Raw genomic sequence first — 24,502 nt, 5'->3', positions numbered from 1 at the left:
ATTTCCCAGAAAACGGCCATTTACGAATCGTGTGACTTCTGCCACTCTGGCTAGAACGTTCGCCTAGAACAGCATTCTAGATTTTCCTACTGGAAGGGTGAGCATGGTCAGGACGTTGGGATCGCCGCGCGCCGGCGCCATCGACGCGCAGACCCGGGCGCCGTTCGGCTGGGCGCCGCTGGTCGTGCTCTTCATCGTCGGGCTCGTGGACCGGATCGAGTACAACCTGCTGTCGGGGGTGCTGCCGCTCGTCCAGAAGGAGTGGGGCTTCAGCGACACCGCCGCGGGCTCGATCCCCACCGCGGCGGCGCTGGCCGCCGCGATCGTCTCCCTGCCCGCGGGCTTCCTCGCCGACCGGTTCAGCCGTACGCGGATCATCGCGGTGGTCGTCCTGCTGTGGGCCGTCGCCACGCTCGGGTCGGGCCTGGCCACCGGCTTCGTGATGTTCTACCTGATGCGGGTGCTGCTCGCGGCGGCCGAGAACATCGACAACCCGGCGGCCGGCAGCCTGCTCGCCGACTACTACCCGCCGGTCAGCCGGGCCAAGGCGTACGGGCTGACCCGCGTCACGACCTACCTCGGCGGCGTCGGCACGCTGCTGGGCGGCGTGCTGGCGGAGATGTACTCGTGGCGCACCGCGTTCCTGGTCATGGTGGTGCCCGGCGTGCTCACGGCGGTGCTGTGCTGGTTCCTGCGCGAGCCGGGCCGCGGCGACCTGGACCGGATGGTGGCCGGAGCCCCCGTCGGGTCGTCCGCCGGGGCGGCCCGGCCCGCGACGCCGAAGGCGCCCTTCTGGCAGCAGTTCGGGCAGGTCATCCGCATCCCGACACTGCTGTTCGTGTGCGCCGGGCTGGGCCTGCTCACCCTCGGCCTGGCCGGCGTCTTCTACTGGCTGCCCACCCTCATGGTCCGCGAGTACGGCGTCGGCGTCGGCGCCGCCGGCTCGCTGAGCGGCCTGATCACCATCGCGGGAACGCTGGCCGGCACCCTGGTCGGCTCCTGGCTGGGCCGCAGGTGGCACGGCACCCGCAAGGGCGGCAGGCTGCTGGCCGGCGGCGGCGGCATCACGGCGGGCGCGGCGGTGCTGGCCGGGGCGCTCGCCATGGACTCGATCGGCCCGATGACGGCGCTGGTCCTGCTGGCCTGCTCGCTGATGTCGATCGCGATCCCGAACATGACGGCCTGCGTGGCCGACGTCGTCCCGGCCGCCGCGCGCGGCCTCGGCTTCGCCGTCCTGCAACTGCTCATCACGGCGGCCGGCGCGTTCGGCTCGCTCGTCGTCGGCATCGCCTCCGACCGGTTCGGCTCGCTGATCGGCGGCATGTACCTGCTGGTCGTCCCCATGATCGTGGGCGGCCTCCTGACGCTCGGCGCCCGCGCCTCCTTCGAGCGCGACGCCGGCCGGGTCATGGACGCCGCCCGCGCGGGCTAGGGCAGGCAGACGGTCAGCGCGCCCGGGGCCACCTCGGCTTTCAGCTTGGTGGTGGCCTCGCGGTCGCCCCCGTCCAGCTCGTACGTCAGCGGCGACCCGAACCGGGCCGACACCTTGCGCGCCCGGGTGATGCGCACGAACGGCGAGTCCTCCGACCGCCCGGCGGCCATCTTGCCCATCACCCTGGCCCACTGGATCGGCCCCTTGGCCGTGGACAGCCCGACCTCCAGCCAGCCGTCGTCCGGCCGGGCGTCGTCGAACGCCTCGACCCCGCCGGCGATCGTGCCCACGTTGCCGAGCAGCAGGCAGCTCGCCTCCCCCTCGAACCAGGTGGCCCCGTCCACCTTGACCTTCATCGGCACCAGGGGCCCGCCCACGTGCCGGACGGCGGCCTTGACGTAGCTCAGCCTGCCGAACTTCCGCTTGGCCTTGCCGTCGGCCTCGGCGATCATCTCGGCCTCGAACCCGGCGCCGGCCATGACCGCGAAGTGCTCGCCGTTGAGCAGCCCGAGGTCCAGCTCGGCGCGGCGGCCCTCGAAGCCGATCCGTACGGACTCCTCCAGGTCGGTGGGGATGCCCAGGTTGCCGGCGAACAGGTTGGCGGTCCCGGCGGGCAGGATCGCCATCGGCACGCCGGAGCCGGCCATGGCGTCGGCGCACCGTTGCACCATGCCGTCACCGCCCCAGACGAACACCAGCTCCGCGCCCGCTTCGAGGGCCTTGCGCACCTTCTTGGGCGCCTTCTTGCTCTTGGGCACCTCGTGCCAGATCAGCTCGCCGACGTCCCGCTCGGTGAGCAGCACGCGCAGCCGGTCCAGCCCGGCGCCGAGGATCTTCTTCTGATGTGCGACAACTGCGATAGTGGGGGACACTCCTTCCGCACTACCCGTGGTTTGCGGGGTTATGAATGGGTTTCGCGCGGGTAGCGGTGGCCGAATGCGCATCCAGGACTGGTTCCTCACCGACGAGGAACGCGACAACCGGGCGACCGGGCTCGACGCCTGGTCCAGCGGCAACGACGTACGACCGCTCATCCACGGCGCCACGTACTTCGCGGAGCTGAACAGCCGCCTGGAGGCGCTGCGCGAGGACGACCTGCTGCTGTTCGCCGACTGGCGGGGCGACCCCGACGAGCGGCTGACCGACGACGGACCCACGGTGGGCGCGGCCCTCGGCGCCGCGGCCGAGCGCGGCGCCATCGTCAGGGGCCTCATCTGGCGCTCCCACCTGGACCGCCTGCGCTTCAGCGCGGCCGAGAACCGGCACCTGGGCGAGAGGATCGAGAACGCGCACGGGCAGGCGATGCTCGACACGCGGACCAAGCCGGGCGGCTCGCACCACCAGAAGTTCGTCATCCTCCGGCACGACCGCGACCCCTCGGCGGACGTGGCCTTCGTCGGCGGCATCGACCTGTGCCACAGCCGCCGCGACGACGCCGACCACCTGGGCGACCCGCAAGCCTGCCCGATGCCCGACGTGTACGGCCCCCGCCCGCCCTGGCACGACATCCAGCTCGCCATCCACGGCCCGGCGGTCGCCGAGGTGGAGAAGACGTTCTGCGAACGCTGGGAGGACCCGGCCCCCGAGACCAGGGACCCGCTGCGCCGCCTGCGCGACCATGTGAGCAAGCTGGACGACGCTCCCCCGCTGCCCGACCCGGGCCCGCCGCCCCCGCGCGCCGGCACGCACCACGTGCAGCTCCTGCGCACCTACCCGGCCCGGCACAGCGCGTACCCGTTCGCGCCGGACGGGGAGCGCAGCATCGCCCACGCCTACCACAAGGTGCTCGGCAGGGCCCGGTCGCTGGTGTACCTGGAGGACCAGTACCTGTGGTCCACGGACGTGATCGAGCCGTTCGCGCGGGCGCTGGAGCGCGAGCCGGAGCTGCGGATGATCATCGTGGTCCCGCGCCACCCCGACCAGGACGGCTGGCTGGCCGGCCCCGCGAGCCTGATCGGCCGGGTCGAGGCGCTGAACCGGCTGATGAGGGCAGGCGGCGACCGGGTCGCGATCTACGACCTGGAGAACCACCAGGGCACCCCCGTCTACGTGCACGCCAAGGTGTGCGTGGTGGACGACGTGTGGGCCTCGGTCGGGTCGGACAACGTCAACCTGCGCTCGTGGACCTACGACTCGGAGCTGAGCTGCGCCGTCCTGGACGAGCGGGAGGACCCGAGGCCGCCGCACGGCGCCCTGAGGTTCGCCCGCGACCTGCGCCTGGCGCTCATGGCCGAGCACCTGGACGAGAAGTCGGAGGCCCGGCTGGACGAGCTGTGCGACCCGGTCGCCGCGTTCGACGCGTTCGCCGGGTCGGCGGCCCGGCTGGAGGACTGGCACTCGGCCGGCTGCCGGGGTCCCCGCCCGTCCGGCCGGTTACGCCCCCACCCGGCCCCCACGCTGTCCCGGGTCCGCAAGGCGATGGCCATGCCGCTCTACCGGTTCGCCGTCGACCCCGACGGCCGGCCGCCGGAGCTGCGGAGATCGCGGAGGTTCTGATGAAGACGTTCCTGCTCCACAGGCTGGGACCGCGGCTGACGGTCGCGGCGTTCGCCGTCGCGCTCCTCATGATCCCGTTCTCCCTGCTGCTCGTCGTGGCCAAGATGCCGCTCAACGGCCTGGACTCCGGAGTGGCCCGCGAACTGCACGAGTACGCGCTCGCCCATCCCGGCGTGACCAGGGTGCTCATCGTCTGGACCGACCTGTTCGGCCCGTGGCCGTGGCGGATCGCGGTGGCCGCGTTCACGGTCTGGCTGCTGGTGCACGGCAGGCGCAGGCTGGCGCTGTGGGCCATCACGACCGTGACCGCGGGTGGCCTGATCGGGCTCGGCCTCAAGATCCTCGTCGCGCGGGTGCGTCCGCACCTGCCGGACCCCGTCGCGCTGGCGCCCGGCGACTCCTTCCCCTCCGGCCACGCGGTCAACGTGACCCTCGGGGCCGGGGTCGTCACCCTGCTCCTGCTGCCGATGTTGCCCCGGTGGGGGCGGCGGCTCGCCTGGGTGCTGGCCTGGTTCGTGGTGGTCTCGGTGGGCTTCACCAGGATCGCCCTCGGCGTGCACTGGGTGAGCGACGTCGTGGCGGGGATCGTGCTGGGCGTGGCGGTGATCGCCGCGACCGCGGCGGCGTTCGAGACGTGGCGGCGCGACACGGGCCGCCGGCCCACCGCGCCGCTGACCGAAGGTATGGAACCCGAACCGGTGAAGGTGCCCGATGAGCAAAGCTGAGCATGTCCGGTACTACGCGTTGTCGCTGGTGTTACCTCTGGTGCTGATGGGCGCCGTCACGTACGGCATGGGGCTGCTGATCGTCGGCGTCCCCCAGCCCGGCGACGTGGCCGTGAGCAAGGAGTTCGCCTCGATCCGCACGTCGCTGTGGAACACGCTCACCGACTACGGCACCAGCCTGTCGGACACGCCGTACGTCGTGGCGTTCACGGCAGTGGCGGTGATCCTGTTCCGGCTGGTCTACAAGCGCTGGCGGGAGTCGATCTTCATGATCGCCGCGGTCTGGGGCCAGTCGCTGGTCTTCCTGGCCACCACCGAGCCCGTCGGCCGCAGCCGTCCGCCGGTGCACCACCTCGACCCCGCGCCGCCGACGTCCAGCTTCCCCTCGGGACACGTCAGCGCCGCCGTCGCGTTCTACTGCGGGCTGGCGCTGGTGCTGACGACGCACGTACGCAACCGGGCCCTGCAGGTGGTGATCTGGACGATCGGGATCGCGGCCCCGCTGATCGTCGCCTTCTCCCGGCTCTACCGCGGCATGCACTTCTTCTCGGACGTGACGTGGGGGCTGCTGCTCGGGGTGTTCTGCGTGGTGGTGGCCGCGCGGTCGATCCTCTACCGGACGTGGGACAGGCGGCCGGCGGCCGAGCGGGACGACCACCGGTCTCCCGCCTCCGTCCGGGACTAGAAGACCGGCGGTGGCGGGCGGGCTCGCGGCGCGCCCGCCACCGGCCGGGTCAGACGAAGGCCCCGAACCCGGTCACGGCCCGGCCGACGATCAGGGTGTTGATCTCCCTGGTCCCCTCGTAGGAGTAGATCGCCTCGGCGTCGGCGACGAACCTGGCGATGTCGTGGTCCAGCAGGATGCCGTTGCCCGCCAGCAGCTCGCGCGCCCAGCCGACGACCTGGCGCATCTGCGACGTGCAGTACGCCTTGGCCAGCGCGGAGTTCTCGTCCCGGTAGATCCCGGCGTCCTGGAGCTGCGCCAGCCGGACGACCATGCCGAAGCAGGCGGTGGCGTTGCCCAGCATCCTGACCAGCAGGTCCTGCACGAGCTGGAACGAGCCGATCGGGCGGCCGAACTGCTCGCGCTCCTTGCTGTAGGTCAGGGCGATCTCGTACGCGGCGATCATGATGCCGACCGCCTGCCAGGCGACCCCGCTGCGGCTGCGGCGCAGGACCCTGGCGGTGTCCCGGAAGGAGCCGGCCTCCTGCAGCCGGTCGGACTCGGGGACGCGGCAGCCGCGCAGCGTGATGTCGGCGTTCTGGACCGTGCGCAGGGCCATCTTGTTCTCCATCTTCGTGGCGGTGAACCCGGGGGCGCCCTTCTCCACCACGAAGCCCTTGACGTGGCCGTCGTCGGCGTCGCGCGCCCACACGACGACGAGGTCGGCGAACGTGCCGTTGCCGATCCAGCGTTTGGCGCCGTCGAGCACCCACGTGTCGCCCTCGCGCCTGGCCGTCGTGCGCAGGCCGCCGGCCACGTCGGAGCCGCCGGTCGGCTCGGTCAGCGCGAACGCGCCGATCTTCTCCATCCTGCTCATCCCGGGCAGCCAGCGCCGGCGCTGCTCGGCCGAGCCGCACTCGGCGATGCTGCCCATGGCCAGCCCGGTGTGCACGCCGAAGAACGTGGCCATGGACGCGTCGGCGTGCGCCATCTCCAGGGCGAGGAAGCCGCTGAGCAGGCCGCTCGGCCTGGGCCCCGGGCACTCGGGATGGGCCAGGCCCGCGATGCCGAGGTCGGCGTAGCCCTTCACCAGCTCGACGGGGAACTCCGCGCGCACCCAGCAGTCGTTGGCGACGGGCACGACCTTCTCCCGCAGGAACGCGCGCACCCGCAGCAGGAGCTCGCGCTCGTCGGCCGAGAGCAGGTTCTCGAACTCGTAGAAGTCCCCGGTCAGCAGTTCGGACATGACCTCGCGTCCTTCCTCGGGCCGGCGCGGCGGGCTCTGTGGTGCGCCCTACCCCTCCCGCCGCAGGCCACACGGACGGTCCGGCCCGGTACGCCGCGCGCTTACCATACGGCCCATGACCACCCACGGATTCACGCTCACCGCGGAGGGCCCGTTCGACTTCGGCTCGGCGCTGCGCTTCGTCGAGGACTGGCCGGCCACCAGCGCGCTGCCCTCCGACGGCCGGACGCTGCGCTTCGCCTACTGCGCCGAGTCCGACTGGCTGCCGATCGGGGTGAGCGTGACCGCCGCCCCCGGCGGCGTCGCCGTCACCACCACCCGCGCCCCCGGCCCGGCGATCCGGGGCGAGGTCGCCCGCATCTTCTCCCTCGACGTGGACGCCACCGGATTCGCCGCGCTCGGCGAGGCCGACCCGGTGCTCGGCGACGTGCAGCGGGATCGTCCGGGGCTGCGGCCGGTGTGCTTCTGGAGCCCGTGGGAGGCGGCCTGCTGGGCGGTGATCGTGCAACGCTCGTCGATGCTCGTCGCCTCGCGGATCAAGCAGCGCATCGCCGACCGGTACGGCGCGACCGTCACCGTGGACGGGCAGGCGTACCAGGCGTTCCCGCCGCCCGTGAGCCTGGTGGACGCGGGCGGGCTCGGGCTGCCCGTCCAGAAGGAGGAGTGGTTGCGCGGTCTGGCCAGGGCGGCGCTCGACGGCGTGCTCACCACCAAGCACCTGCGCTCGCTCGCCCCCGAGGACGCCCTGGCCGAGCTGCGCGCTGCCCGGCGTGGGGCCGTTCTCGGCCGGTCTGATCCTGATCCGCGGGGCGGGCGCGCCCGACGCGTTCCCCGGCGACGAGCCCCGGCTGTTCGGCATCCTGCGCGAGGCGTACGGGCTGCCCGAGGACGCCCCGGCGGGCGCCTACCGCAAGATCGCCGAGTCGTGGCGGCCCTACCGCTCGTGGGCCTCGTTCCTGTTCCGCGCCACCGGTTACCGGGCAGCCCAAGACTGAGCCCGCGCGTCCGAAGATCCTTAGAGTGGTCGCCATGACGGACGACGCCGACATCCGGGCCGGCGACCACGACCGCGACCAGGTGGCCGACCGGCTGCGGCAGGCGGTCGCCGAAGGCCGTGCGCTACCGCCACGCCCTCTGATCTCTCACAGGGACGTCAGGGCGGCCAGTTCGCGCCACTCGGGCAGGGGCACCTCGCCGGGGCGGTCGGTGAGCACCTGGAGGCACACGTGGTCGGCGCCCGCGTCGAGGTGGGCCCGTACGCGCTTCTCGATCGCCGCCGCGTCGCCGTGGGCCACGATCGCGTCCACCAGCCTGTCGCTGCCGTGCTCGATCTCGTCCTCGCCGAAGCCGAGCCTGCGCAGGCTGGCGGCCTGGTGGGGGGCCGCGGTGCGGTAGAAGGAGACGTGCTCGGTGGCCAGCTCGCGGGCCCTGGCCGGGTCGGGGTGCAGCACGACGGCCTGCTCGACGGCCAGCAGGGCGCCGGGCCCCATGGCCTCCCTGGCCTGCGCGGTGTGCTCGACCGGCACGAAGTACGTGTGGGAGCCGAGCGTGCGCCGGGCCGCCAGGTCCAGCATCTTCGGGCCGAGCGCGGCCAGCATGCGGTGCGGCGCGCGTTCCGGGGCCGGTGAGCTCAGCGGGATGGCGTCCATGGCGTCGAGGTAGCTGCCCATCGTGGACACCGCCCGGCCGCGGCTGGGGATCGCGTAGCCGTCCATCTGGATCGACTCGTCGGTGACGCGGTGGCCGCCGAGGCCCAGGACGTACCGGCCGGGGTGGGCCTCGTTGAGCGCCCGTTCCGCGGCGGCCATCGCGATCGGGTCGCGCAGGGCGATGTTGGCGATGCCGGCGGCCACCGTGATCCGCCTGGTCGCCGAGAGCAGCAGCCACGACTGGCTCACCGAGTCGCGGCCGAACCCCTCTCCGAACCACACCGCGCCGTAACCCAGCTCCTCGATCTCGGCCGCGGCCTCGCGAAACTCCCCGGCGGGGCGCTCGTCCAGGGCGAACGTCCACAGGCCCACCTTGCCCAGGCGGGGGCCGTCGTCGTGGTGGGGGTTGTCGGTCATGGGTCACCGTCCCGTCTATGCGGAGAACTTCTCCGGTTACGTCGGGGACTATAATCGGAGATGTTCTCCGATTCAACCCGCGGGAGTGTCCAGTGCCGGCACGGGCGATGCGCGCCGACGCGCGCCGCAACTACGACCAACTGGTGGCGGCGGCCATCGCCGTGGTCGCCGAAGAGGGGCCGGACGCCTCACTGAACGAGATCGCCAGGCGGGCCGGCGTCGGGGCGGGCACGCTCTACCGGCACTTCCCCACGCGCGAGGCGCTGCTCGTGGCCGTGTTCGAGGGGCGGCTGGCCCGCCTGTGCGCGCGGGCGGAGGAGGCGGGCGAGGAGCTGCCGCCCGGCGAGGCGCTGGTGGCCTGGCTGCGGTCGCTGGTCGCGCACGCCATGACCGACCGGGGGCTCGGCGCGCGGATGATGCTCGCCCAGGACGGCGCGGGGCTCGACTGCTGGGCGAGGTTGCGCGCCGCCGCCTCGCGGTTGCTGCGGCCCGCGCAGGAGGCGGGGGCCGTACGCGGGGACGTCGAGGTGGCCGACCTGGTGGAGCTGGCCGCGGGCATCGCCCAGGCCACCCCCGACCCGGCCCGCGCCGACCGCCTTCTCACCCTCACCCTGGACGGCCTGCGCCCCCGCCCCTGACCCCGCCCGGCCGGCCTCCGCCCGCCCGGTGAACCGCCGCCGCGAACGCGGACATCCCGGCGGTCCAGGCGGCTTCGACGTCGGCGCCGGGCGGGAAGCGTCCGTCGAGTTCGAGCATCACCAGCCCGTGGGCCAGCCCCCAGACGGCACGCGCGGCGGCCTCGCCACGCACGATCCGGACCAGCGGCGACGCGGCCCGCTCCTCGACCCCGGCGGGCAGCAGGTCGCGCGGCAGCGGCCCGGCGCTCATCAGGCGGTACAGATGCGGATGAGCCAGCGCGTACGCCCGGTAGGCCCGCCCGAGCACCACCAGCCCCCCACCGTCCGAGCCACCCCCTCCCCCGTCACGCTCGGCGCGTTCGAGGACGGCGGCCAGCTCGGCGAGGGCGATGGCGATGAGCCCGGCCTCCACGGCCGACTTGTCGGGAAAGTGCTTGTAGAGCGACGGCGCGCGGATCCCGAGCCGCGCGGCCAGCGCACGCATGGTCAGCGCCTCCGCCCCGCCCGCCTCGACCAGCTCGCGCGCCGCCGCCACGATCTGCCCGGCGCGCGGCGACAGGTCAGCCACGCGCGCTCCTCGGCCCGTGACCGAGGAACCGGGCGACGGCGACGTAGGTCAGCCAGGCCAGCCCCGCGGTGAAGACCGGCACCCAGCCCAGCGGCGAGAGCGAGCATCCGACCAGCACGGCCAGCGGGATCCACGGACGGTGGGCGAGGTCGTGCGCCACCGCGGGCCCGCCGAACCTGGTCGCGTACGGCGCCAGCGCGAACAACGCCGAGCTGACCGGCGTGGCGCCCCCGTGCTTGGCCACCTCGAAGACGAGGAACGCGAGGCAGAAGACGGCGAGCACGGCCCACCCGGAACGGCCGGCCACCCGCCTGGCGGTCATTGCGGTCACGATGCCCTCCTCGGCTAACATTGTTAGCTACACTCTAGGCTAACGACGTTAGCCTGTCCAGGGAGCAATAGGGTGGAACCATGATCGATCGGGAGGTGGCCGTTCTCATCGGCCTGCAGGCCTCCGGCAAGTCCACCTTCTACCGGCGCTGCCTGGCCGCCACGCACGCGCACGTGAGCAAGGACGACTTCCCCAACGCGCGCCGCCGTCAGCACCGCCAGCTCCGGCTGATCCGCGAGGCGCTGGAGGAGGACCGGAACGTGGCCGTGGACAACACCAACGCCTCGCCCGAGGAGTGGCAGCCGCTCATCGTGGCCGGCCGCGAGCACGGCGCGCGGGTGGTGGCCTACTGGTTCCCGCCCAACGTGAAGGCCTCGCTCCAGCGCAACGCCGAGCGCCTGGGCCGGGCGCGGGTCCCGGAGGTGGGCCTCTTCGCCACGCTCAGGCGACTGCGCCGCCCACGCGCCTCCGACGGCTTCGACGCGGTGTACGCCGTGGAGTTCGACGGCCGCGGCGGCTTCCTGGTCCGCAAGCAGGAAGGCTGAGCGGACGCGGTCCGTCCCGTCAGGGGCGGCGGGTGAAGGGCGCCCTGGCGAAGCGATAGGCGATCTTGGCAGGGGTCAGCCGGCGTACGTGGGCGCCGTTGCGCGCCCGGCCGACCACCCGCTCGGCCAGCCACGGCGCCACGGTCTCCACCGGGTCGGCGAGGATCGCGAAGATCCTGGCCGCCCGCGCCCGCTCGGCCTCCGAGTAGCCGTGCGTGAGCAGGTCGGTGACCACCATGCCGGGGCTGAGCAGGCCCGCCGTCACCCCCTCGGGAACCTCCTCGGCCAGCGCCCGGGTCAGGTACGTCACGGCCCGCTTGGTGGCGCCGTAGACGCCGAGTCCGGGCACCGTGCGGCCGTCGCCGCCCAGCCCCTCCATGTTCCACACGTGGCCGCCGCCCTGCGCCGCCATGCCCGCCACCGCGACCGCGCAGCCGTTGACCGTGCCCAGCAGGTTGACCTCCAGCACCGCGCGGGCCTCGTCGGCGGGCAGCCGCCACAGCGGGAGCCGGTCGTGGGAGATCCCGGCGTTGTTGACCCAGATGTCCACCCGGCCGTGCCGCCGTACGGCCTCGTCCCAGAGGTCCTGGAGGCGGGCGCGGTCGGCGACGTCGGCCACGACGGCGGGCACGCCGAGCTCGGCCCCCGCCGCGGCCACGCGCCCGGGGCCGGTGCCGCACACCGTGACCCGGTGGCCCAGGGCGGTCAGCGAGCGGGCGAGGCCGAACCCGAGGCCGCGGGTGCCGCCCGTGATCACGATCGAACGGGACGCGCTCATGCCTCGTGCTCCTTCCTGGCCGCCACGGTCGCCTCGATCGCGTCCGCGAGGAACCTGCCGACGACCTCCTGCTCCGCCGGGGTGAACGCGTCGATCGCCGCGGTGAGGCGACGGGCCAGCGGGGCGAAGAACGTGCCCGCCAGCTCGACGGCCTGCTCGTTCATGACGACCTCGACCTTGCGGCGGTCGCCCGCGTCGCGCCGCCGTACGACGTGGCCGGCCTGCTCCAGCCGGCCGAGGAGGGCCGTCGTGGCGGGGGCGCTGAGGTTGAGCGCCGCCCCCAGGCCGCCCGGAGAGAGCGGGCGGCCGGCGAGGTGCGCGTCGAGGATGACCACCAGGGCGTTCATGTCGGTCCTGTGCAGCCGGTGCCCGACGGCGAAGCCCTCCACGAACCGGTCGCTCTCCACGTTTAGCCGGCGGATGAGGACCATCAGGTCGTACGCCGTCATGTCACCCCTTATATTTCTATCGTGGAACTATTCCATCATAGAAAGAAAACGTTGGCCGCGCTCCGTCCTGAGACGGTACTGGTCGCGGGGGTGGTCGCGAGCGCCGTCCTGACCGGCCTGATCTGGTTCCTCGGCCGGCGGCTGGACGACGTCGTGCTGCTGCCCGACCAGGGCGCGTCCTGGTACTACTGGAAGCTGCCCGAGCCCACCGTGTGGACCAGGCTGTCGGCCTGGGCGGGTTACGCCGCCCACCAGATCGTGTCCTGGTGGCTGATCCACTACGCCCAGACCCGGGTCCGCCGCTACTCCGCCGGCCTCCACCCGGTCAACGTCGTCGCGCTGGCGGTCAACACCGGGTTCGTCGCCCTGCACACGGCGCAGACCCACCTGTTCTACGACGGCCTGGCCCAGGACGTGTCGATCTACAGCTCCCAGGGCTCGGTCATCCTCCTGCTGGTGGTCGTCCTGATCATGGAGAACCGGCGGCGCGGCCTGTTCCTGGGCAGGCCCGCGCCCATCAAGCGGGAGATCGTCGACTTCGCCCGCCGCTACCACGGCTACCTGTTCAGCTGGGCGGCGGTCTACACGTTCTGGTACCACCCGGCCGAGTCCACGCCCGGCCACCTGATCGGCTTCTTCTACATGTTCCTGCTGCTGCTCCAGGGCAGCCTGTTCCTCACCAGGGCGCACACCAACCGCTACTGGACGGTGACGCTGGAGCTGGCCGTCGTGGTCCACGGCACCCTGGTGGCCGTCATGACCTCGGGCCCGGACGGGTTGTGGCCGATGTTCCTGTTCGGCTTCCTCGGCGTCTTCGTGATCACCCAGATGCACGGCCTGGGCCTGTCGCGCGCCGCCCGCTGGGCGCTGACCGGCTGCTACGCGGCGGCCCTGCTCGTCGTCTACGCCCTGCGCGGCGACCTCGCCGGCACCAACGAGGCGATCAGGATCCCGGCCATCGAATACCTCCTGGTCGGCGTGCTGGCCCTGCTCGCCTGGGGAGCCGGCCGCCTGTGGGCGCTCAGAGCGGGAGCGGGATCCGGTCGAGGAACCAGTACAGGCTGACCGCCACGATGGACAGCGACACCGCGGCCACCGCCCAGCGGGCCGCGGCCGTCCGCCGCAGGAGCACCAGCAGCGGGAAGAGCACGGCGATGATCGCGAGCTGGGTCACCTCGATCCCGACGTTGAAGCTCAGCAGCGACAGCAGCAGCTCCCACGACCCGCTCTCGCGGATGTCGAGCGCGCCCGCGAACCCCAGCCCGTGCATCAGGCCGAAGGCGAGGACGACGGGCAGCCGCCAGGCGCCCGGCCGGTCGCGCCCCAGGAGGTTCGCGAGCGCGACGACGACGATCGAGGCGGCGATGACCGGCTCGACGACCGCCGCGGGCACGTCCACCACACCCATCGCGGCCAGCAGGAACGTGATGCTGTGGGCGACGGTGAAGGCGGAGGCGGTGACCACGACGTCGCGCACGCCGCGGGCGCCGATGATCAGGGTGAGCAGGAAGAAGACGTGGTCCAGCCCGAGGACGAGGTGCTCGACGCCGAGCAGGAAGAACTCGCCGATCTGGCCGGCCGCCGCGCGTTCCGCCACGCGCAGGGCCGGGCTGCCCGCGGTCAGGACGGCCGAGCCCCGGTTGCCGTCGAGGTCGTAGCGCAGAAGCGTCTGGGTGCTGTGGACGAACGTCTCGGCGTCGGGGAACAGGGCGCTGGAGATCGTGTGCTCGCCACCGTCCCCCGGCGGGCAGGCGTAGGCCAGGGTCAGCGTCGCGAAGGCGGCCTTGCCGCGCGGGTGCACGTCCGCCCCGCCCGCCTGCCGGGGGACGCACGGCCGGCCGGCGCGGGCGACGGCGAAGCGGCGGGTGACGTAGCCGAACACGGCGTCGCGGTTGACCGCGAGCTGCCGCAGCTGCTCGGAGCGCTCCTTGGCCTCGTACGCCTCGGCGTAGAGCCAGGCGGACTTCATCAGCAGGTCGTACTCCAGGTCGAGCACGACTCTGACCTCCGTGGCCGTGCCGGTCACCTCGGCGTGGGCCTTCGTGGTGGCGTCGTGCGCCGCCGCCGGGGCGGGGTGCAGCAGGTCGGCCAGCGCTCCGCAGAGGATGACGGCGAGGACGACGGCGTACGGCCAGCGCCTGCGAGGCATGTCTTGTCTCTCCAGGTTCGGGGGGAAGGGCGCCGCCCCGGGCGCGGGCCCGGGGCGGCGGAGGGGACGGATCAGCGGTTGAACCAGCGGTACATGGGCGAGTCCCGGTCCCACTTGCCGGGACGTCCGTGCTCGTCCTTGGTGACGAACACGCTGGGCTCGGAGGCGGTGACGCCGCCGCCCGCCGAGCGTGCCGTGACGAACCAGGCGTAGGCCGTGTCGTCCTTGAGGTGCCTCCAGGTGACCGAGGCGACCTGGCCCGAGGCGGCGGTGCTCCTGGCGATGATCTTCGTGGGCTTGTAGAGCGCCAGGGAGTCGGTCTTGAAGCTCGTCGTCCGGGTGGTGAGGTCGACGGGCAGGACCATGTTGTCCTCGCGCCCGTCGTAGCGGCGCAGCGGGTCGAACTCGCCGGCGCCGAAGTCGCCGAGCAGCGGGGAGTAGGTGTCCACGCTCAGCTCGGCCCGCTTGACGTCGAACTGCAGCAGCCGGAAGTAGCTCGCCCCGAACTGGAGCTGGTCCTCCGGCTTGTAGCCGCCGATCTCGGTGAGCCCGAGCCGGTCGGCCGAGACCGTGTAGAACTGGTAGTCGGCCAGCAGCTCGACCACGCCGTTGCCGACCTGGCCGACCTTCGGCTTCACGTTGGTGCCCACGCCGTGCTCGTGACCGGCCAGGATGAGGAAGACGTTCGGGTTCTTCTCGACCACCGTCTTGTAGAGCATCGAGCCGTCGGGGGCGGAGAAGGCGGCGCCGCGGCCGTCGGGGTTGGTGCTCGGCACGAGGTAGTCGTGGGAGAGCAGGATGCCGTTGCGGCCGGGGAACTTCTTGAAGATCGAGTCGGCCCACTCGGCCTCCTCCCTGGTCACGCCGTACGACAGGCCGACGACCACGAAGTCCAGGCCGCCCGCGGAGAACAGGTCGTAGTGGTTCTGGTTGTCGCCCTCCTTCCACGGGCCGCCGTACTTGGCGTGCCGCCAGCCCTGGGAGGCGTCCTGGTAGCGGGACGGGCCGTAGTACTTGTTGTAGATCGCCTCCGGGCCGTCCTCGGTGCCCGACTGGTTGTCGTGGTTGCCGGCGATGACGCCGTTCGGGATGTCGGCCTCGTCCAGCACGCGCTGCTGCTTCGACGACACCTCGAACTCGCCGACGACCTCGCGCTGAGTGGCCTCGTCGGCGGGCTTGCGGATGTTGTTCTCGATGATGTCGCCGGTGTGGGCGACGTAGGAGATCTTGCGCTGGTCCTTGTTGGTGGTGATCCAGTTGACGATCCCGGCGTAGGCCGACTCCCACACCGCGCGCTCCTGCGCGCTCTCCTGCTCCACCGCGCCCTCGGAGATGTACTGGGTGTCGGTGAAGTGCACGATCGAGAAGTCGTACGTGGCGGGGTCGGCGAAGCCGTTCGGGTCGCCGGGGTCGATGTCGTCGGCGAACGGGTCCTCGCCGGTCACCATGACGTGCACCTGCTGCCGGTCCACGTACTCGGGGCCGACGACGGCCGTCAGGACGGTCCTGCCGTCGGCCGCGCCGCGGGCGCTGGTCAGCAGCTCCCATGCCTTGGCCTCGGTGTTCCACGCCCGCAGCGAGGCCAGGCGCTCGGGGTCCACGACGCCCTCCCAGCGCAGGACGGGCGAGTCCACGTGGCCCTGCACCTTGACGTCGTACCGCTGGTAGACGAGGTCGCGGCCGGTGGGGGCGTCGAGCGTCCTGCCGTCGCCGGGTTCGAGCCCTTCGGCCCTGACCCGCTGCTCGCCCGGCACCTTCAGCGTCGTGGGCAGCGTCGTGGCCGTGCCCTGGAACCCCTCGTCCGGGGTGAGGATCCTGGCCTCGGAGAACGTGGCCGACACCTGCCCCCCGCCGGGCTCGCCGACCTTGGCCGACAGCGTGACCGGGTCAGACACGTCGGCCGTGCCCAAGGCCGGGGTCAGCTCGGCGGGGACGTCCGGGATGCCGGCCGACTCGAACACGATCTCCTGGGCCGCGGTGTTGCCGAGCCCGTCGACGCCGGTGACCGACAGCGTGTGCCGGCCCGCCTTCAGCCCGGGGCCGACCTGGGCGCCGAGTTCCACGGCCTGGCCGTCGAGCTTGACGTCCGGCCCGGACACGACGCCGGAGGCGTCTTCGAGCTTGACGTCCAGGACGACCGTCGCGGTGATCTTCTCGTCCGCGGCGGGGACGCTCCTGGCGACCTTCGGCGCGGAGTTGTCGGTGATCAGGACGCGGTCGGCCGTCTCACCCGAGGTGGACCTGGCCGCCAGGGTGTGCCGGCCGTCCTTGATCGCGGTGGTGTCGAGGTCGGCGCGCAGGCCGCGGGCCGGGGCGTCCACCAGGAACTCCAGGTCGATCTCGGTCAGCGGGTTGACCGTGTCGCCGCAGTTGCCGTCGCCCATGCCGTACGAGGTTTTGATCATCTGACCGGTCGCGGTGCCCTGCGCCGGGGTCAGGACGATGTTCGAGATCGCGAAGTCGTCCCGGTTGGCGCCGCAGGACGTCGGGTACGTGCCGGCCACGAAGTCGATCGTGTTCCAGCCGGGCACGAGGTACTCGTTCGGGATCGGCAGGTCCACCCGGCGGCTCACGAAGTCGCCGTCGAGCACCACCTTCTGGCCGTTGACCAGCACGAAGCTCTGGTAACGGGCCTCGATCGAGTTGCTGCCCACGGTGAAGCCGAGCGTCGCCCGGCCCGAGCCGAGCGTCTCGGTGACGTGCACGGCGGGGGCGTCGATCGTGTAGCGCAGCTCGGCCTCGCGCGGGAGGGCCTGGTCGCTGCCGCAGTCGCCGTCGCCCAGCGCGTACGACGGCTTGACGTCCTGGCCGGTCACCGTGGCGCCGTCGAGGGTCAGGGCGAGGTCGGCGATCGTGAAGTCGTCGCGGTTGACGCCGCAGGACTCCTTGTAGTCGCCGGTGACGACCTTGATCGTGTTCTCGCCGGGCACCAGGAACCTGGCCGGGACCGCGACGGTCACGCGCCGGCCGGCCCAGGTGCCGCCCAGGTCGATGCGCTTGCCGTTGACCAGCAGGAAGTTGTCGTACTTGTCGTCGATCGAGTCCGCGCCCACGTCGAAGGCGAGCATGGCGGCGCCGTTGCCGAGCGTGGCCTTGGTGACCGGCTTGCCGCCGTCCACGGTCAGCGACTCGACGCCGCCCGCCCCGGTCGCCGGGACGGTCGCGTACACCGTCTTGGCGCCGGCCACGAGCGTGCCGTCGGTGGGCAGCAGCCGCGGCGCGCCGGCCGGGGCGTTGTTCACCGTCACGGTGTTCCTGACGGTCGCCCCGGCCGCGGTGGCGGCGCTGATGACGTGCTCGCCGTTGGCCAGCTCGGTGGTGTCCACGTCGGCGGCCAGGCCGGTCGTGCCGCGCGGGTCGGACTGGGTGAAGAACTTGAGCGTGGCGCGCTTGAGCAGCGTGGTGTTGCTGCCGCAGTTGCCGTCGCCGAAGCTGAGGGTGTAGGGGTTGTCCTCGCCGTCGGCCACCTCGCCGAGCAGTTCGAGGCCCACGTCGGACAGCACGAAGTCGTCGTGGTTCTGCCCGCAGGACGACTGGATCGTGCCGACCACGATCTCGACGGTGTTCTCGCCCTTGACCAGGTGCCCGTTCGGGATCTCGATGGTGGCCCGCTGGTTGACGAAGTTGCCGATCTCGGCCTTGTACGCGCCGTTGACCAGCACGTAGCTGTGGTACTGCGCCTCGGTGGAGTTCGAGCCGACGTCGAAGGCCAGCTTGGAGACGCCCACCGTCGTGGTGGCGGTGACGGGGGCGCCGTCGATGTCGAGCTTCGTGACGCTGTCACCGGCGGTGACCGGGACGGCGGCGACCTTCGCCGTGCCCTCCAGGTACGAGCCGGTGGCGGGGGTGAGCGTGGGCGGGGCGGGGGTGCTCGTCGGGGTGGGGGTCGGCCGTCCCCGGCCCTGCTCCCCCGGGTCGGCGTACGCCGCCGTCACGACGCCGCCCACCAGCACCGCCGCGAGCGCGGTGGTGACGGCGAGCCGTCCCCTGCTCCTTGAACCGCCCAATAACTGTCGTGCTGCCATCGGCTGCATCCGGTCCTTCCATGACGTTCACGGGCAGCCGTTCAGGCGGCGTGCCCTTCGAGCGGACACGTTGGAGCGCACGGGTGAACGTTGTGCATGGAGAGGCTGAAGGGGCGGGGAACTGTCTCCTCATTCTGGCCATCTGTCCACAGACAGGAACAACCCCGACACAAGAGACGGCGTGACCCGCGGCCCGGAGGCCGGGTGTCACGCCGTCATGCCGGGCAGGGTCAGCCCTGGTGGTGGCCCGGGAGGTTCTTGGTGTCCTGGGACTTGTTGGCGGAGGACTTCTTCTCCCCGGTGCTGCGGCTCTGGGTCGAGGAGCTCCGGCTCTTGTCCTTGTCCTTGTCCTTGTCGCCCGACTTCGTCTTGCGGGCCTTGTTCTGCGGCATGGCGGTTCCTTCCTTCGATACGGGGAGTCAGCGAGTCGCGTGGCTCCGTAACTGCGCGTGCCCGTGGCCCGGACGGTCATACGGCAGGCCGGTCAAGGTTTCCTCAATAAGCCGAAATATCCATACATTTGCCCCGGCAGGACGCCACTCTCGGGACGAGCCCCGCCCCCCGGACGACCGGGCGCCGGTCCTCAGATCTCGATCACGACCTTCCCCGGCACGCCGCGCTTGGCCCGGAACGCCTGCCCGGTCTCGGCCAGCGGATACACCGCCCCGACGTGGGCGCGCAGCAGCCCCGCCCCCGCCCGCGCGGCCAGCTCGGCGAGCTGGGCCCGGTCGGGCTCGACGATGAAGAACACCGCCCGACCCGCCTCGGGGACGACCGGCGGCGGCGCGGTGATCGAGACCAGCGCGCCGCCCGGCCTGACCTTCGCCGCCGAGCGGGCGAGCAGGTCGCCGCCGATCGTGTCGAAGACCAGGTCCACCGGCCCGACCGCCTCCTCGAACGACTGCCGCTCCAGGTCGACGAACTCGTGCGCGCCCAACTCCACCGCCAGGCCCGCGACGCGCCCCCGGCCGGTGGCGACGACGTGCGCGCCGGCTTCCCGGGCGAGCTGGACGGCGAGCGTGCCCGTGCCGCCGCCCGCGCCGTGGACGACGACCGTCCGGCCCGCCTCCAGGCCGCCGTGGGTGAACAGGCCCTGCCAGGCGGTCAGCCCGGCCAGGGGCAGCGCGGCCGCCTCGGTGAAGGTGACGTTCGCGGGGATGTGGGCGAGGTCGCGTGCCTCGGCCGCCACGTACTCCGCCGCGCCGCCGTCGCGGTGCCAGTCGGTCAGGCCGAAGACGCGGTCGCCCACGGACAGGCCGGTGGTGCCGTAGGCGACCTCGGACACCACGCCGGCCACCTCGTGGGCGGGGACGGACGGCGCCCGGTCCCGCCCGGCCCGGTCGGTCCACGTCCCCGGCCAGTCCAGCTCGTCGGGGACGAAACCGGCCGCGTGCACGCGTACCACCACGTCGCCGGTGGCCGGGCGCGGCATGGGCGCGTCCTCCAGGACGAGGTCGCCACCGGGCCGGTGAACGCGTATCGCTCTCATGGTCATCGCCTCTCCGTTCATCGTCATTGTCGACGACAGGACGCGACAGCGGCCGGAGTGTGACGGCGACGCGCCGCTCAGGGCCAGGCCCACCGGATGCCGACCAGGCCCGGCTGCAGGGCGGCGGCCATCAGGTGGACGGCGTGCTGGGAGTTCAGCGTCAGCTCGGAGGCGGTCAGCTCGCCGCCGCCCGGACCGCGCCGGGCGAAGCGGTGGATGCGCACCGGCAGCTCGACCGGGTCGAACGCCACGCGCAGCACGTACTGGCCGGCCGGGAAGCGGAAGCCGCGCTCGTAGAAGCAGGACTCGGCGCCGCTGAGGTCGGCGATCTCGTAGCGCAGCACGTGGGTGTCCCCGACCCGCAGCGACCGGTCGAACAGCAGCTCGGCGACCACCGTGGCGGTCGCGCCGTCCCTGGTGACGCGGCCGACGCGGCAGTCCTCAAGGGCGGTGACGGTGACGCCGTCCACGTCGCAGCCGGCGTCGCCGCGGTAGATCATGATGTAGCGGTCGGCGCCCTCCTCGTGGGCCTGCACGACCTGCGTGGTCTCGCGGGTGGTGAGGCTGCGGTCGGGGCCGATGCGCAGGGACTCGTACATCACGGCGATGTGCAGGCGGCGGTCGTCGGCCACCGCGTCCAGCTCGTCCAGCATGGCGGAGACCACCTGGGCGGGCCGGAACAGGGTCGAGTACGCCACCCCGGGCGCGCGGCCGCGCGGCTTCGGCGGCCCGAGCAGGCCGATCAGCGCACGCGGCGGCAGATCGAGGATCTCCTCCAGGGCCCCCACGGCCCGCAGCGACTCCTCGCGCTCCGGCCGGCGCAGCCCCTGCTGCCAGTAGCTCAGCGTGCTCACCCCGACGTGCAGGCCGCGCTGCGCCAGCCGGTGGCGCAGCCGTTCGAGGGTCAGCCCCCGCGCTCCGACCGCGGCCCGCAGGGCGACGTGAAAGGGGCCCGCGCGCAGCGCGGCCTGGAGCTCATCCGCCACGTTGTGAATGTTCACAGATTTCCACAGATTCGTCATCACTTCATGAACGTCATGAAATGTCACCTTCCACAGTGATCTGTCAGGGAAATCCGCTCCCCCTTGTACGGGCATCACCGCAGGTCGAACATCCTTCGCAGCACCCCCCAGCAGAAGGAGCGCCTATGTTCCGCCTGGCCGTGGCCCTCGCCCTAGCGGCGGCCACCTGGATCGCGAGCAGCCCCCCGGCCGAGGCCGCGACCTGGTACAAGCTGAACTTCACCCAGCAGTCGCAGCAGTACTCCAACTGGTGCTGGGCCGCGACGGGCAACTCCGTCGCCGCCTACTACGGGTACTCCTACAGCCAGAACCAGTTCTGCAACCTGGCCTTCAACCGCGGCGTCAACACGAGCTGCCCGAACAACCAGGCCACCCTCGGCAACGACCAGACGGCCTTCCGCCAGATCGGCATCAGCCCCGGCGTGTACGTCTACGACTACCTGACCTACGCCGCCATCGTCAGGGAGATCGACGCCGAACGCCCGATCATGGCCCGCATCCAGTGGACCAGCGGCGGCGGCCACATGGAGGTCATCTACGGCTACGACCAGAGCTCGTCGTACGTGTACTGGAGCAACCCGTGGCCGTCCAGCACCCGCTACAACTGGTCCACCTACAGCTACTACGTCTCGAACTCCTCGTTCTTCTGGACCCACTCGCTCGACTACATCGGCGCGTGAGGGAGGCCATCGACATGAAGCTCATCGCAGCGGTCGCGGCCCTGACCGCCCTGTTCCTGTGGGTCCCGAGCCCCGCGCTGGCCGACCCCGGCGCCCCCACCCAGTCCGACATCGACGCCGCCAGGGCCGCCGCCGCGGGCGCCGGCGACACGGTCGGCCGCTTCTTCGCCGGCCAGGGCAGGCAGACCAGCCTCGCCCCCGTGGCGGCGCGGATCGACGGTCCCACGGTCGCCGTCAACGACCTCAACCCGGACTTCGTCGCCGGGCGGTCGGCGGAGATCGCCCGCTTCGCCTTCCTCGCCACCGGGGCCACCGCGCCGGACGGGCAGACCGCCTCCGTCTGGACGACCCGCGACCGCCGGGGCACGTGGGTGGTCAGCAACATCGCCGGCGGCGACGACGAGCAGACGTACGCGGGCCAGACCGGCACCGTGTTCCGCGAGCCGCAGCTCAACGCCTGGTACGCCCTGCGCGACGGCACGGTCGTGCCGCTCAACGCCGAGGCGGCGCAGTCGGTCGGCCGGGCGGGCGTCCCCGTGGCCGACTACCGGCGGCTGGCACAGCAGCGCTACGCCGCCAAACTCCCCGGCAGCGCCTATGCCAGGGACGGCTACGCGGGCGGCTACGGCGTCCCCGGCCCGGGGGGCACCCCCCTGCCCTGGGTCGTGGGCGCCGTCGTCCTGCTCGGCGCGGCGATCACGATTCGCCTGCTGCGCGGACGCAGCACCTGACAAGATCCGCTGCACGGCCCGCGCCTCCGACGGCCATCTCGGCGGAGGCGCGGGCCTCCCTTTTCCGAGTAGTCCCTACTCATGCCGTCCACCGGCACGAGGCCGGCGTGAACGCGCGCTCAGGGCAGAACCCTCCGCTGACCCGTCTCGACCGGCGGGGGGCTCACCAGTGGCAGCAGGCCGCGTTCGGCGAAGACCTTCTTGGCCGCGAAGGTGGCGTTCAGCGCCCAGGGCATGCCGCAGTAGACGGCCGCGCTCAAAGGCAAACCGGACCTCCGGCGACGGTCCCCTCACCCTTCTCGATGCGCCAATGTCCGACTTATTCAATATCCGCGTGGTTTTGTTATAGATATCCACACTAATCCAGAGTTTCCGTGAAACTTCGTGGTTACTCGGGCTTGATGAACACCACAATTCCCCCGTTCTCACCGGCCCGCCGCCAGCCCAGGCGTTCGTACAGTCGAATGGCGTCGGGGGCGTGCACGGAGGTCAGCAGCCAGCTCCGGCTTTGGCCGCACAGAAGCTCCAGAATGCGGCCCGCCAGACCCCGGCCGCGGGCGCGCGGGGCGACCGCCAGCTCGTCCACCTGAAGCGCGCCGGCCAGCAGCCGGGACACCCCGTCCGGGCCGAGCGCCGCGAGCACCTTGCCGTAGCTGCGGGTCTCCGGCAGCGGGGACGCCGTCGGCCAGGCCGTGCCGAACCCGCACGGTCCCGCGTCCCCGACGGCCAGGACCGCGCGGAAGCCGGGCCGGACGGCGTCGGCGGCGAACCGGACGCCGAAGTCGGCGACCTCGCCCTCCCCCTCGTTCCACGGCGGCCCGGTGAACACCTCGCGGTAGAGGTCGATCAGCTCCGCCCGGCGCGCGAGCGCCTGGTCGCCGGTCAGCACTTCGAGCCGGACGTCCGTACGATCCGCCACGCTTCACCTCACTGTCTAGTTCAGGTACGGCAGTGACGATAGCGGACCTCGGACGCGACCGGCACCCCCGCGCCGGTCGCGCCGACGCCCCCGAGCGCATGTTCCCGGCGGCACCGCATTTTCGGGGCGACAGCGCTACGGAATGATCGAGTCACAGTAAAGCGACACCACCGCTCCTTGTCGCAATAAAACTGGACAAGTCGGCTGTAAGGGCCTGGTAAATCTGGTCAAGCTTTAGGAGCTCATGCCTGTCTTGTCAGAACTCCGAACTCAATGCGCGGGTAAGACTGCTCATGCCGGAGACCGACGGCAGTCGAGAAGTCCCGCGGCGGTTCTGGAAACTTCTGAACGGAAAGCGCGATGAAATCAATGATGAACAAGCCGGCGGCGGTGCTCGCCACGAGCGCGTTGCTGCTGCTGGGTGGCGGCCACGTGCCGGCACAGGCCAGCACGGCCGGCACGACGTCGTATCAGAGCCCAGCCGATGAGAAGCCGGTCCTGAGGGGCGGCTGCGGCTGGCGTCACTGCGGTCCTCGCTGGTGGGGTCCGCGCTGGTGGGGCGGTCCGCGCTGGTGGGGCGGCCACGACGAAGACCACGACGAAGACCACGGCCACCACCACCGCGTGGGCCCCCGTGGTCCTCAGGGTCCCCGTGGCCTGGAAGGCCGTCCCGGCCGCCCGTCCATCCACAAGCCGGACCGCCATGACCACGACCACGACGGCGACGACCGTGGCCACGACGACCACCAGGAAGACGACGACTGGGGCGAGTGGGGCGAGAACTTCGACGGCTTCTAAATAGCAGCCCTCGTCGAGGTTCCCGCTCAGACGGCAGGCGGGGTTCCCGGTGACATGGCGCGTACCGGCCATCCGGACGAAGACCGGCTCCCGGTCCGGCGACCGGCCATCGCGCCCATGTCCCGGCGAACCCCGCCCTCCAGCCGTCAGGACCCCCGCCCCACCAGCCCCCGGAGTCCCTCCAGACGCTCAAGCCACCCCCGCACCCCGTCGCCCCCGGCGGGCCACGCCGTGCCGCCGGACGGGAAAACGGACGGTAATGCCTTTTCCCATCGCCTGGGCTATGGTCGGCCTTATGAAGGGACCGTGCAGAGTGCCACGAGGCCCCGTCGCGCTGTGCTGCGTGGTGGGCCTGGTTCTGCTGTCCCTGCTGGTCGCCGGCCCCTCCTACGCCGACGGCCAGGCGGCCCCGCGATCCCTGTCCGCCGGCCACGCGTGGACCCCGGACAAGGGCGGCGACCGGATGCCGAGCCTGCCGCCCCAGGCGTCCAGCGGCCGTGAGCACCACGTGTTGTCGTTGTGGCCGCCGCTGCGCGGCGCGCGGCACGTCCCGGCCGCCCATCTCGCGCTGCTCCCGGCGCCCGGCCCCGACGCGGCCGCGTTCCGCGACCCGCAGCAGGTCGGTCACCGGACGGCGGGCTCGCGCAGCCCGCCGCTGATCTAGCTCCCTCCCTCTTCACGAGTCGCCGCCTCCCGGCCCGCCACAGCGCGCCGCGGGGCCGGTCGTCGCGCCCGGCCTTCGCACGGCCGG

At 72.1% G+C, this 24,502-nt stretch carries 26 protein-coding genes; 12 read left to right on the top strand and 14 right to left on the bottom strand.

What is annotated here, in order from left to right; all coding sequences use genetic code 11:
- The first annotated feature begins 103 nt into the window (after positions 1 to 103).
- A complete protein-coding gene (locus ACIHAD_RS27115) occupies positions 104 to 1,432 on the top strand; it encodes an MFS transporter (protein ID WP_397357447.1) in 1,329 nt (442 codons plus the stop codon).
- On the opposite strand, the gene ACIHAD_RS27110 is transcribed toward ACIHAD_RS27115, so the two are convergent.
- Positions 1,429 to 2,304 (bottom strand): diacylglycerol/lipid kinase family protein, encoded by an 876-nt coding sequence (locus ACIHAD_RS27110; RefSeq protein WP_397357446.1) that lies wholly within the window; start codon positions 2,302 to 2,304, stop codon positions 1,429 to 1,431. The two genes, ACIHAD_RS27115 and ACIHAD_RS27110, sit on opposite strands and share 4 nt — an antisense overlap.
- Before the next feature lie 64 nt (positions 2,305 to 2,368).
- Here ACIHAD_RS27110 and ACIHAD_RS27105 point away from each other — a divergent pair, with 64 nt between their 5' ends.
- From ACIHAD_RS27105 to ACIHAD_RS27095, 3 genes are read left to right on the top strand one after another with little or no spacing between them, the layout of a single operon-like run.
- A complete protein-coding gene (locus ACIHAD_RS27105) occupies positions 2,369 to 3,928 on the top strand; it encodes a phospholipase D family protein (protein WP_397357445.1) in 1,560 nt (519 codons plus the stop codon).
- Positions 3,928 to 4,653, top strand: a complete 726-nt coding sequence (locus ACIHAD_RS27100) for a phosphatase PAP2 family protein (RefSeq protein ID WP_397357444.1) — start codon at positions 3,928 to 3,930, stop codon at positions 4,651 to 4,653. The genes ACIHAD_RS27105 and ACIHAD_RS27100 overlap by 1 nt, the downstream gene beginning before the upstream one ends.
- Positions 4,640 to 5,338 carry a phosphatase PAP2 family protein gene (locus tag ACIHAD_RS27095; RefSeq protein WP_397357443.1) on the top strand — a complete coding sequence of 233 codons (699 nt, stop codon included), beginning with the start codon at positions 4,640 to 4,642 and terminating at the stop codon, positions 5,336 to 5,338. Before ACIHAD_RS27100 ends, ACIHAD_RS27095 begins: the two co-directional genes overlap by 14 nt.
- 49 nt (positions 5,339 to 5,387) lie before the next feature.
- Here ACIHAD_RS27095 and ACIHAD_RS27090 read toward each other — a convergent pair whose 3' ends face one another.
- The gene (locus ACIHAD_RS27090; RefSeq protein WP_397357442.1) at positions 5,388 to 6,563 is read right to left on the bottom strand and encodes an acyl-CoA dehydrogenase family protein; all 1,176 of its coding nucleotides are present in this window, start codon (positions 6,561 to 6,563) and stop codon (positions 5,388 to 5,390) included.
- 115 nt (positions 6,564 to 6,678) lie between these two features.
- Between ACIHAD_RS27090 and ACIHAD_RS27085 the strand changes: the two genes are divergently transcribed.
- Entirely contained in the window at positions 6,679 to 7,596 is a 918-nt protein-coding gene (locus ACIHAD_RS27085; protein WP_397357441.1) for a DNA-3-methyladenine glycosylase family protein, read from the top strand.
- A gap of 109 nt (positions 7,597 to 7,705) precedes the next feature.
- Here ACIHAD_RS27085 and ACIHAD_RS27080 read toward each other — a convergent pair whose 3' ends face one another.
- Positions 7,706 to 8,629 carry a TIGR03620 family F420-dependent LLM class oxidoreductase gene (locus tag ACIHAD_RS27080; RefSeq protein WP_397357440.1) on the bottom strand — a complete coding sequence of 308 codons (924 nt, stop codon included), beginning with the start codon at positions 8,627 to 8,629 and terminating at the stop codon, positions 7,706 to 7,708.
- Between the two features lie 92 nt (positions 8,630 to 8,721).
- Here ACIHAD_RS27080 and ACIHAD_RS27075 point away from each other — a divergent pair, with 92 nt between their 5' ends.
- Complete coding sequence (locus tag ACIHAD_RS27075) at positions 8,722 to 9,267, top strand: TetR/AcrR family transcriptional regulator (protein ID WP_397357439.1); 546 nt, start codon at positions 8,722 to 8,724, stop codon at positions 9,265 to 9,267.
- Here the strand turns inward: ACIHAD_RS27075 and ACIHAD_RS27070 are convergent.
- Together ACIHAD_RS27070 and ACIHAD_RS27065 are read right to left on the bottom strand one after the other, a co-directional pair.
- A complete protein-coding gene (locus ACIHAD_RS27070; protein ID WP_397357438.1) occupies positions 9,236 to 9,835 on the bottom strand; it encodes a TetR/AcrR family transcriptional regulator in 600 nt (199 codons plus the stop codon). The two genes, ACIHAD_RS27075 and ACIHAD_RS27070, sit on opposite strands and share 32 nt — an antisense overlap.
- Positions 9,828 to 10,166, bottom strand: a complete 339-nt coding sequence (locus ACIHAD_RS27065) for a hypothetical protein (RefSeq protein ID WP_397357437.1) — start codon at positions 10,164 to 10,166, stop codon at positions 9,828 to 9,830. Before ACIHAD_RS27065 ends, ACIHAD_RS27070 begins: the two co-directional genes overlap by 8 nt.
- A gap of 80 nt (positions 10,167 to 10,246) precedes the next feature.
- Here ACIHAD_RS27065 and ACIHAD_RS27060 point away from each other — a divergent pair, with 80 nt between their 5' ends.
- Entirely contained in the window at positions 10,247 to 10,711 is a 465-nt protein-coding gene (locus ACIHAD_RS27060; RefSeq protein ID WP_397357436.1) for an AAA family ATPase, read from the top strand.
- A gap of 19 nt (positions 10,712 to 10,730) precedes the next feature.
- On the opposite strand, the gene ACIHAD_RS27055 is transcribed toward ACIHAD_RS27060, so the two are convergent.
- Together ACIHAD_RS27055 and ACIHAD_RS27050 are read right to left on the bottom strand one after the other, a co-directional pair.
- Positions 10,731 to 11,489: an SDR family oxidoreductase gene (locus ACIHAD_RS27055; RefSeq protein WP_397357435.1), complete on the bottom strand. Its 759-nt coding sequence runs from the start codon at positions 11,487 to 11,489 to the stop codon at positions 10,731 to 10,733.
- Complete coding sequence (locus ACIHAD_RS27050) at positions 11,486 to 11,938, bottom strand: MarR family winged helix-turn-helix transcriptional regulator (RefSeq protein ID WP_397357434.1); 453 nt, start codon at positions 11,936 to 11,938, stop codon at positions 11,486 to 11,488. The genes ACIHAD_RS27055 and ACIHAD_RS27050 overlap by 4 nt, the downstream gene beginning before the upstream one ends.
- A gap of 51 nt (positions 11,939 to 11,989) precedes the next feature.
- Here ACIHAD_RS27050 and ACIHAD_RS27045 point away from each other — a divergent pair, with 51 nt between their 5' ends.
- The gene (locus tag ACIHAD_RS27045; protein ID WP_397357433.1) at positions 11,990 to 13,003 is read left to right on the top strand and encodes a hypothetical protein; all 1,014 of its coding nucleotides are present in this window, start codon (positions 11,990 to 11,992) and stop codon (positions 13,001 to 13,003) included.
- On the opposite strand, the gene ACIHAD_RS27040 is transcribed toward ACIHAD_RS27045, so the two are convergent.
- The 5 genes from ACIHAD_RS27040 to ACIHAD_RS27020 all read right to left on the bottom strand — a co-directional run bounded on the left by ACIHAD_RS27040 (position 12,960) and on the right by ACIHAD_RS27020 (position 20,587).
- Positions 12,960 to 14,087, bottom strand: coding sequence for a HupE/UreJ family protein (locus ACIHAD_RS27040; protein ID WP_397357432.1), 1,128 nt, complete (start codon positions 14,085 to 14,087; stop codon positions 12,960 to 12,962). The two genes, ACIHAD_RS27045 and ACIHAD_RS27040, sit on opposite strands and share 44 nt — an antisense overlap.
- 71 nt (positions 14,088 to 14,158) lie before the next feature.
- Entirely contained in the window at positions 14,159 to 18,112 is a 3,954-nt protein-coding gene (locus ACIHAD_RS27035; protein ID WP_397357431.1) for a metallophosphoesterase, read from the bottom strand.
- A 230-nt stretch (positions 18,113 to 18,342) separates the two neighbouring features.
- Positions 18,343 to 18,504, bottom strand: coding sequence for a hypothetical protein (locus tag ACIHAD_RS27030; protein ID WP_397357430.1), 162 nt, complete (start codon positions 18,502 to 18,504; stop codon positions 18,343 to 18,345).
- Positions 18,505 to 18,695: 191 nt separating this feature from the next.
- Positions 18,696 to 19,601 (bottom strand): NADP-dependent oxidoreductase, encoded by a 906-nt coding sequence (locus ACIHAD_RS27025; protein ID WP_397357429.1) that lies wholly within the window; start codon positions 19,599 to 19,601, stop codon positions 18,696 to 18,698.
- A 77-nt stretch (positions 19,602 to 19,678) separates the two neighbouring features.
- Entirely contained in the window at positions 19,679 to 20,587 is a 909-nt protein-coding gene (locus ACIHAD_RS27020) for a hypothetical protein (RefSeq protein ID WP_397357428.1), read from the bottom strand.
- Between the two features lie 161 nt (positions 20,588 to 20,748).
- Between ACIHAD_RS27020 and ACIHAD_RS27015 the strand changes: the two genes are divergently transcribed.
- Both ACIHAD_RS27015 and ACIHAD_RS27010 read left to right on the top strand, forming a co-directional pair.
- Positions 20,749 to 21,303 carry a papain-like cysteine protease family protein gene (locus tag ACIHAD_RS27015; RefSeq protein WP_397357427.1) on the top strand — a complete coding sequence of 185 codons (555 nt, stop codon included), beginning with the start codon at positions 20,749 to 20,751 and terminating at the stop codon, positions 21,301 to 21,303.
- Positions 21,304 to 21,317: 14 nt separating this feature from the next.
- On the top strand, positions 21,318 to 22,034 hold the full coding sequence (locus ACIHAD_RS27010; RefSeq protein WP_397357426.1) for a hypothetical protein: 717 nt from the start codon (positions 21,318 to 21,320) through the stop codon (positions 22,032 to 22,034).
- A gap of 119 nt (positions 22,035 to 22,153) precedes the next feature.
- Here the strand turns inward: ACIHAD_RS27010 and ACIHAD_RS27005 are convergent, their stop codons facing one another.
- Positions 22,154 to 22,294: a hypothetical protein gene (locus tag ACIHAD_RS27005; protein WP_397357425.1), complete on the bottom strand. Its 141-nt coding sequence runs from the start codon at positions 22,292 to 22,294 to the stop codon at positions 22,154 to 22,156.
- A 128-nt stretch (positions 22,295 to 22,422) separates the two neighbouring features.
- On the bottom strand, positions 22,423 to 22,953 hold the full coding sequence (locus tag ACIHAD_RS27000) for a GNAT family N-acetyltransferase (RefSeq protein WP_397357424.1): 531 nt from the start codon (positions 22,951 to 22,953) through the stop codon (positions 22,423 to 22,425).
- Positions 22,954 to 23,313: 360 nt separating this feature from the next.
- Here ACIHAD_RS27000 and ACIHAD_RS26995 point away from each other — a divergent pair, with 360 nt between their 5' ends.
- Both ACIHAD_RS26995 and ACIHAD_RS26990 read left to right on the top strand, forming a co-directional pair.
- Positions 23,314 to 23,751 (top strand): hypothetical protein, encoded by a 438-nt coding sequence (locus ACIHAD_RS26995; RefSeq protein WP_397357423.1) that lies wholly within the window; start codon positions 23,314 to 23,316, stop codon positions 23,749 to 23,751.
- Positions 23,752 to 24,064: 313 nt separating this feature from the next.
- Positions 24,065 to 24,415, top strand: a complete 351-nt coding sequence (locus ACIHAD_RS26990) for a hypothetical protein (RefSeq protein WP_397357422.1) — start codon at positions 24,065 to 24,067, stop codon at positions 24,413 to 24,415.
- The last annotated feature ends 87 nt before the right edge of the window (positions 24,416 to 24,502 follow it).

The organism is Nonomuraea sp. NPDC052265, assembly GCF_044547985.1.
In the GTDB taxonomy this organism is placed as follows: domain Bacteria; phylum Actinomycetota; class Actinomycetes; order Streptosporangiales; family Streptosporangiaceae; genus Nonomuraea.
This window is presented reverse-complemented; position numbering and strand designations above follow the sequence as displayed.

What these genes read in the sequence shown, in the direction of transcription:
- ACIHAD_RS27115 (WP_397357447.1), top strand. Translation starts at nt 104, where the DNA reads ATGGTCAGGACGTTGGGATCGCCGCGCGCCGGCGCCATCGACGCGCAG.
- ACIHAD_RS27105 (WP_397357445.1), top strand. Translation starts at nt 2,369, where the DNA reads ATGCGCATCCAGGACTGGTTCCTCACCGACGAGGAACGCGACAACCGG.
- ACIHAD_RS27100 (WP_397357444.1), top strand. Translation starts at nt 3,928, where the DNA reads ATGAAGACGTTCCTGCTCCACAGGCTGGGACCGCGGCTGACGGTCGCG.
- ACIHAD_RS27095 (WP_397357443.1), top strand. Translation starts at nt 4,640, where the DNA reads ATGAGCAAAGCTGAGCATGTCCGGTACTACGCGTTGTCGCTGGTGTTA.
- ACIHAD_RS27090 (WP_397357442.1), bottom strand. Translation starts at nt 6,563, where the DNA reads ATGTCCGAACTGCTGACCGGGGACTTCTACGAGTTCGAGAACCTGCTC.
- ACIHAD_RS27085 (WP_397357441.1), top strand. Translation starts at nt 6,679, where the DNA reads ATGACCACCCACGGATTCACGCTCACCGCGGAGGGCCCGTTCGACTTC.
- ACIHAD_RS27080 (WP_397357440.1), bottom strand. Translation starts at nt 8,629, where the DNA reads ATGACCGACAACCCCCACCACGACGACGGCCCCCGCCTGGGCAAGGTG.
- ACIHAD_RS27060 (WP_397357436.1), top strand. Translation starts at nt 10,247, where the DNA reads ATGATCGATCGGGAGGTGGCCGTTCTCATCGGCCTGCAGGCCTCCGGC.
- ACIHAD_RS27055 (WP_397357435.1), bottom strand. Translation starts at nt 11,489, where the DNA reads ATGAGCGCGTCCCGTTCGATCGTGATCACGGGCGGCACCCGCGGCCTC.
- ACIHAD_RS27050 (WP_397357434.1), bottom strand. Translation starts at nt 11,938, where the DNA reads ATGACGGCGTACGACCTGATGGTCCTCATCCGCCGGCTAAACGTGGAG.
- ACIHAD_RS27040 (WP_397357432.1), bottom strand. Translation starts at nt 14,087, where the DNA reads ATGCCTCGCAGGCGCTGGCCGTACGCCGTCGTCCTCGCCGTCATCCTC.
- ACIHAD_RS27035 (WP_397357431.1), bottom strand. Translation starts at nt 18,112, where the DNA reads ATGGCAGCACGACAGTTATTGGGCGGTTCAAGGAGCAGGGGACGGCTC.
- ACIHAD_RS27030 (WP_397357430.1), bottom strand. Translation starts at nt 18,504, where the DNA reads ATGCCGCAGAACAAGGCCCGCAAGACGAAGTCGGGCGACAAGGACAAG.
- ACIHAD_RS27025 (WP_397357429.1), bottom strand. Translation starts at nt 19,601, where the DNA reads ATGAGAGCGATACGCGTTCACCGGCCCGGTGGCGACCTCGTCCTGGAG.
- ACIHAD_RS27015 (WP_397357427.1), top strand. Translation starts at nt 20,749, where the DNA reads ATGTTCCGCCTGGCCGTGGCCCTCGCCCTAGCGGCGGCCACCTGGATC.
- ACIHAD_RS27010 (WP_397357426.1), top strand. Translation starts at nt 21,318, where the DNA reads ATGAAGCTCATCGCAGCGGTCGCGGCCCTGACCGCCCTGTTCCTGTGG.
- ACIHAD_RS26995 (WP_397357423.1), top strand. Translation starts at nt 23,314, where the DNA reads ATGAAATCAATGATGAACAAGCCGGCGGCGGTGCTCGCCACGAGCGCG.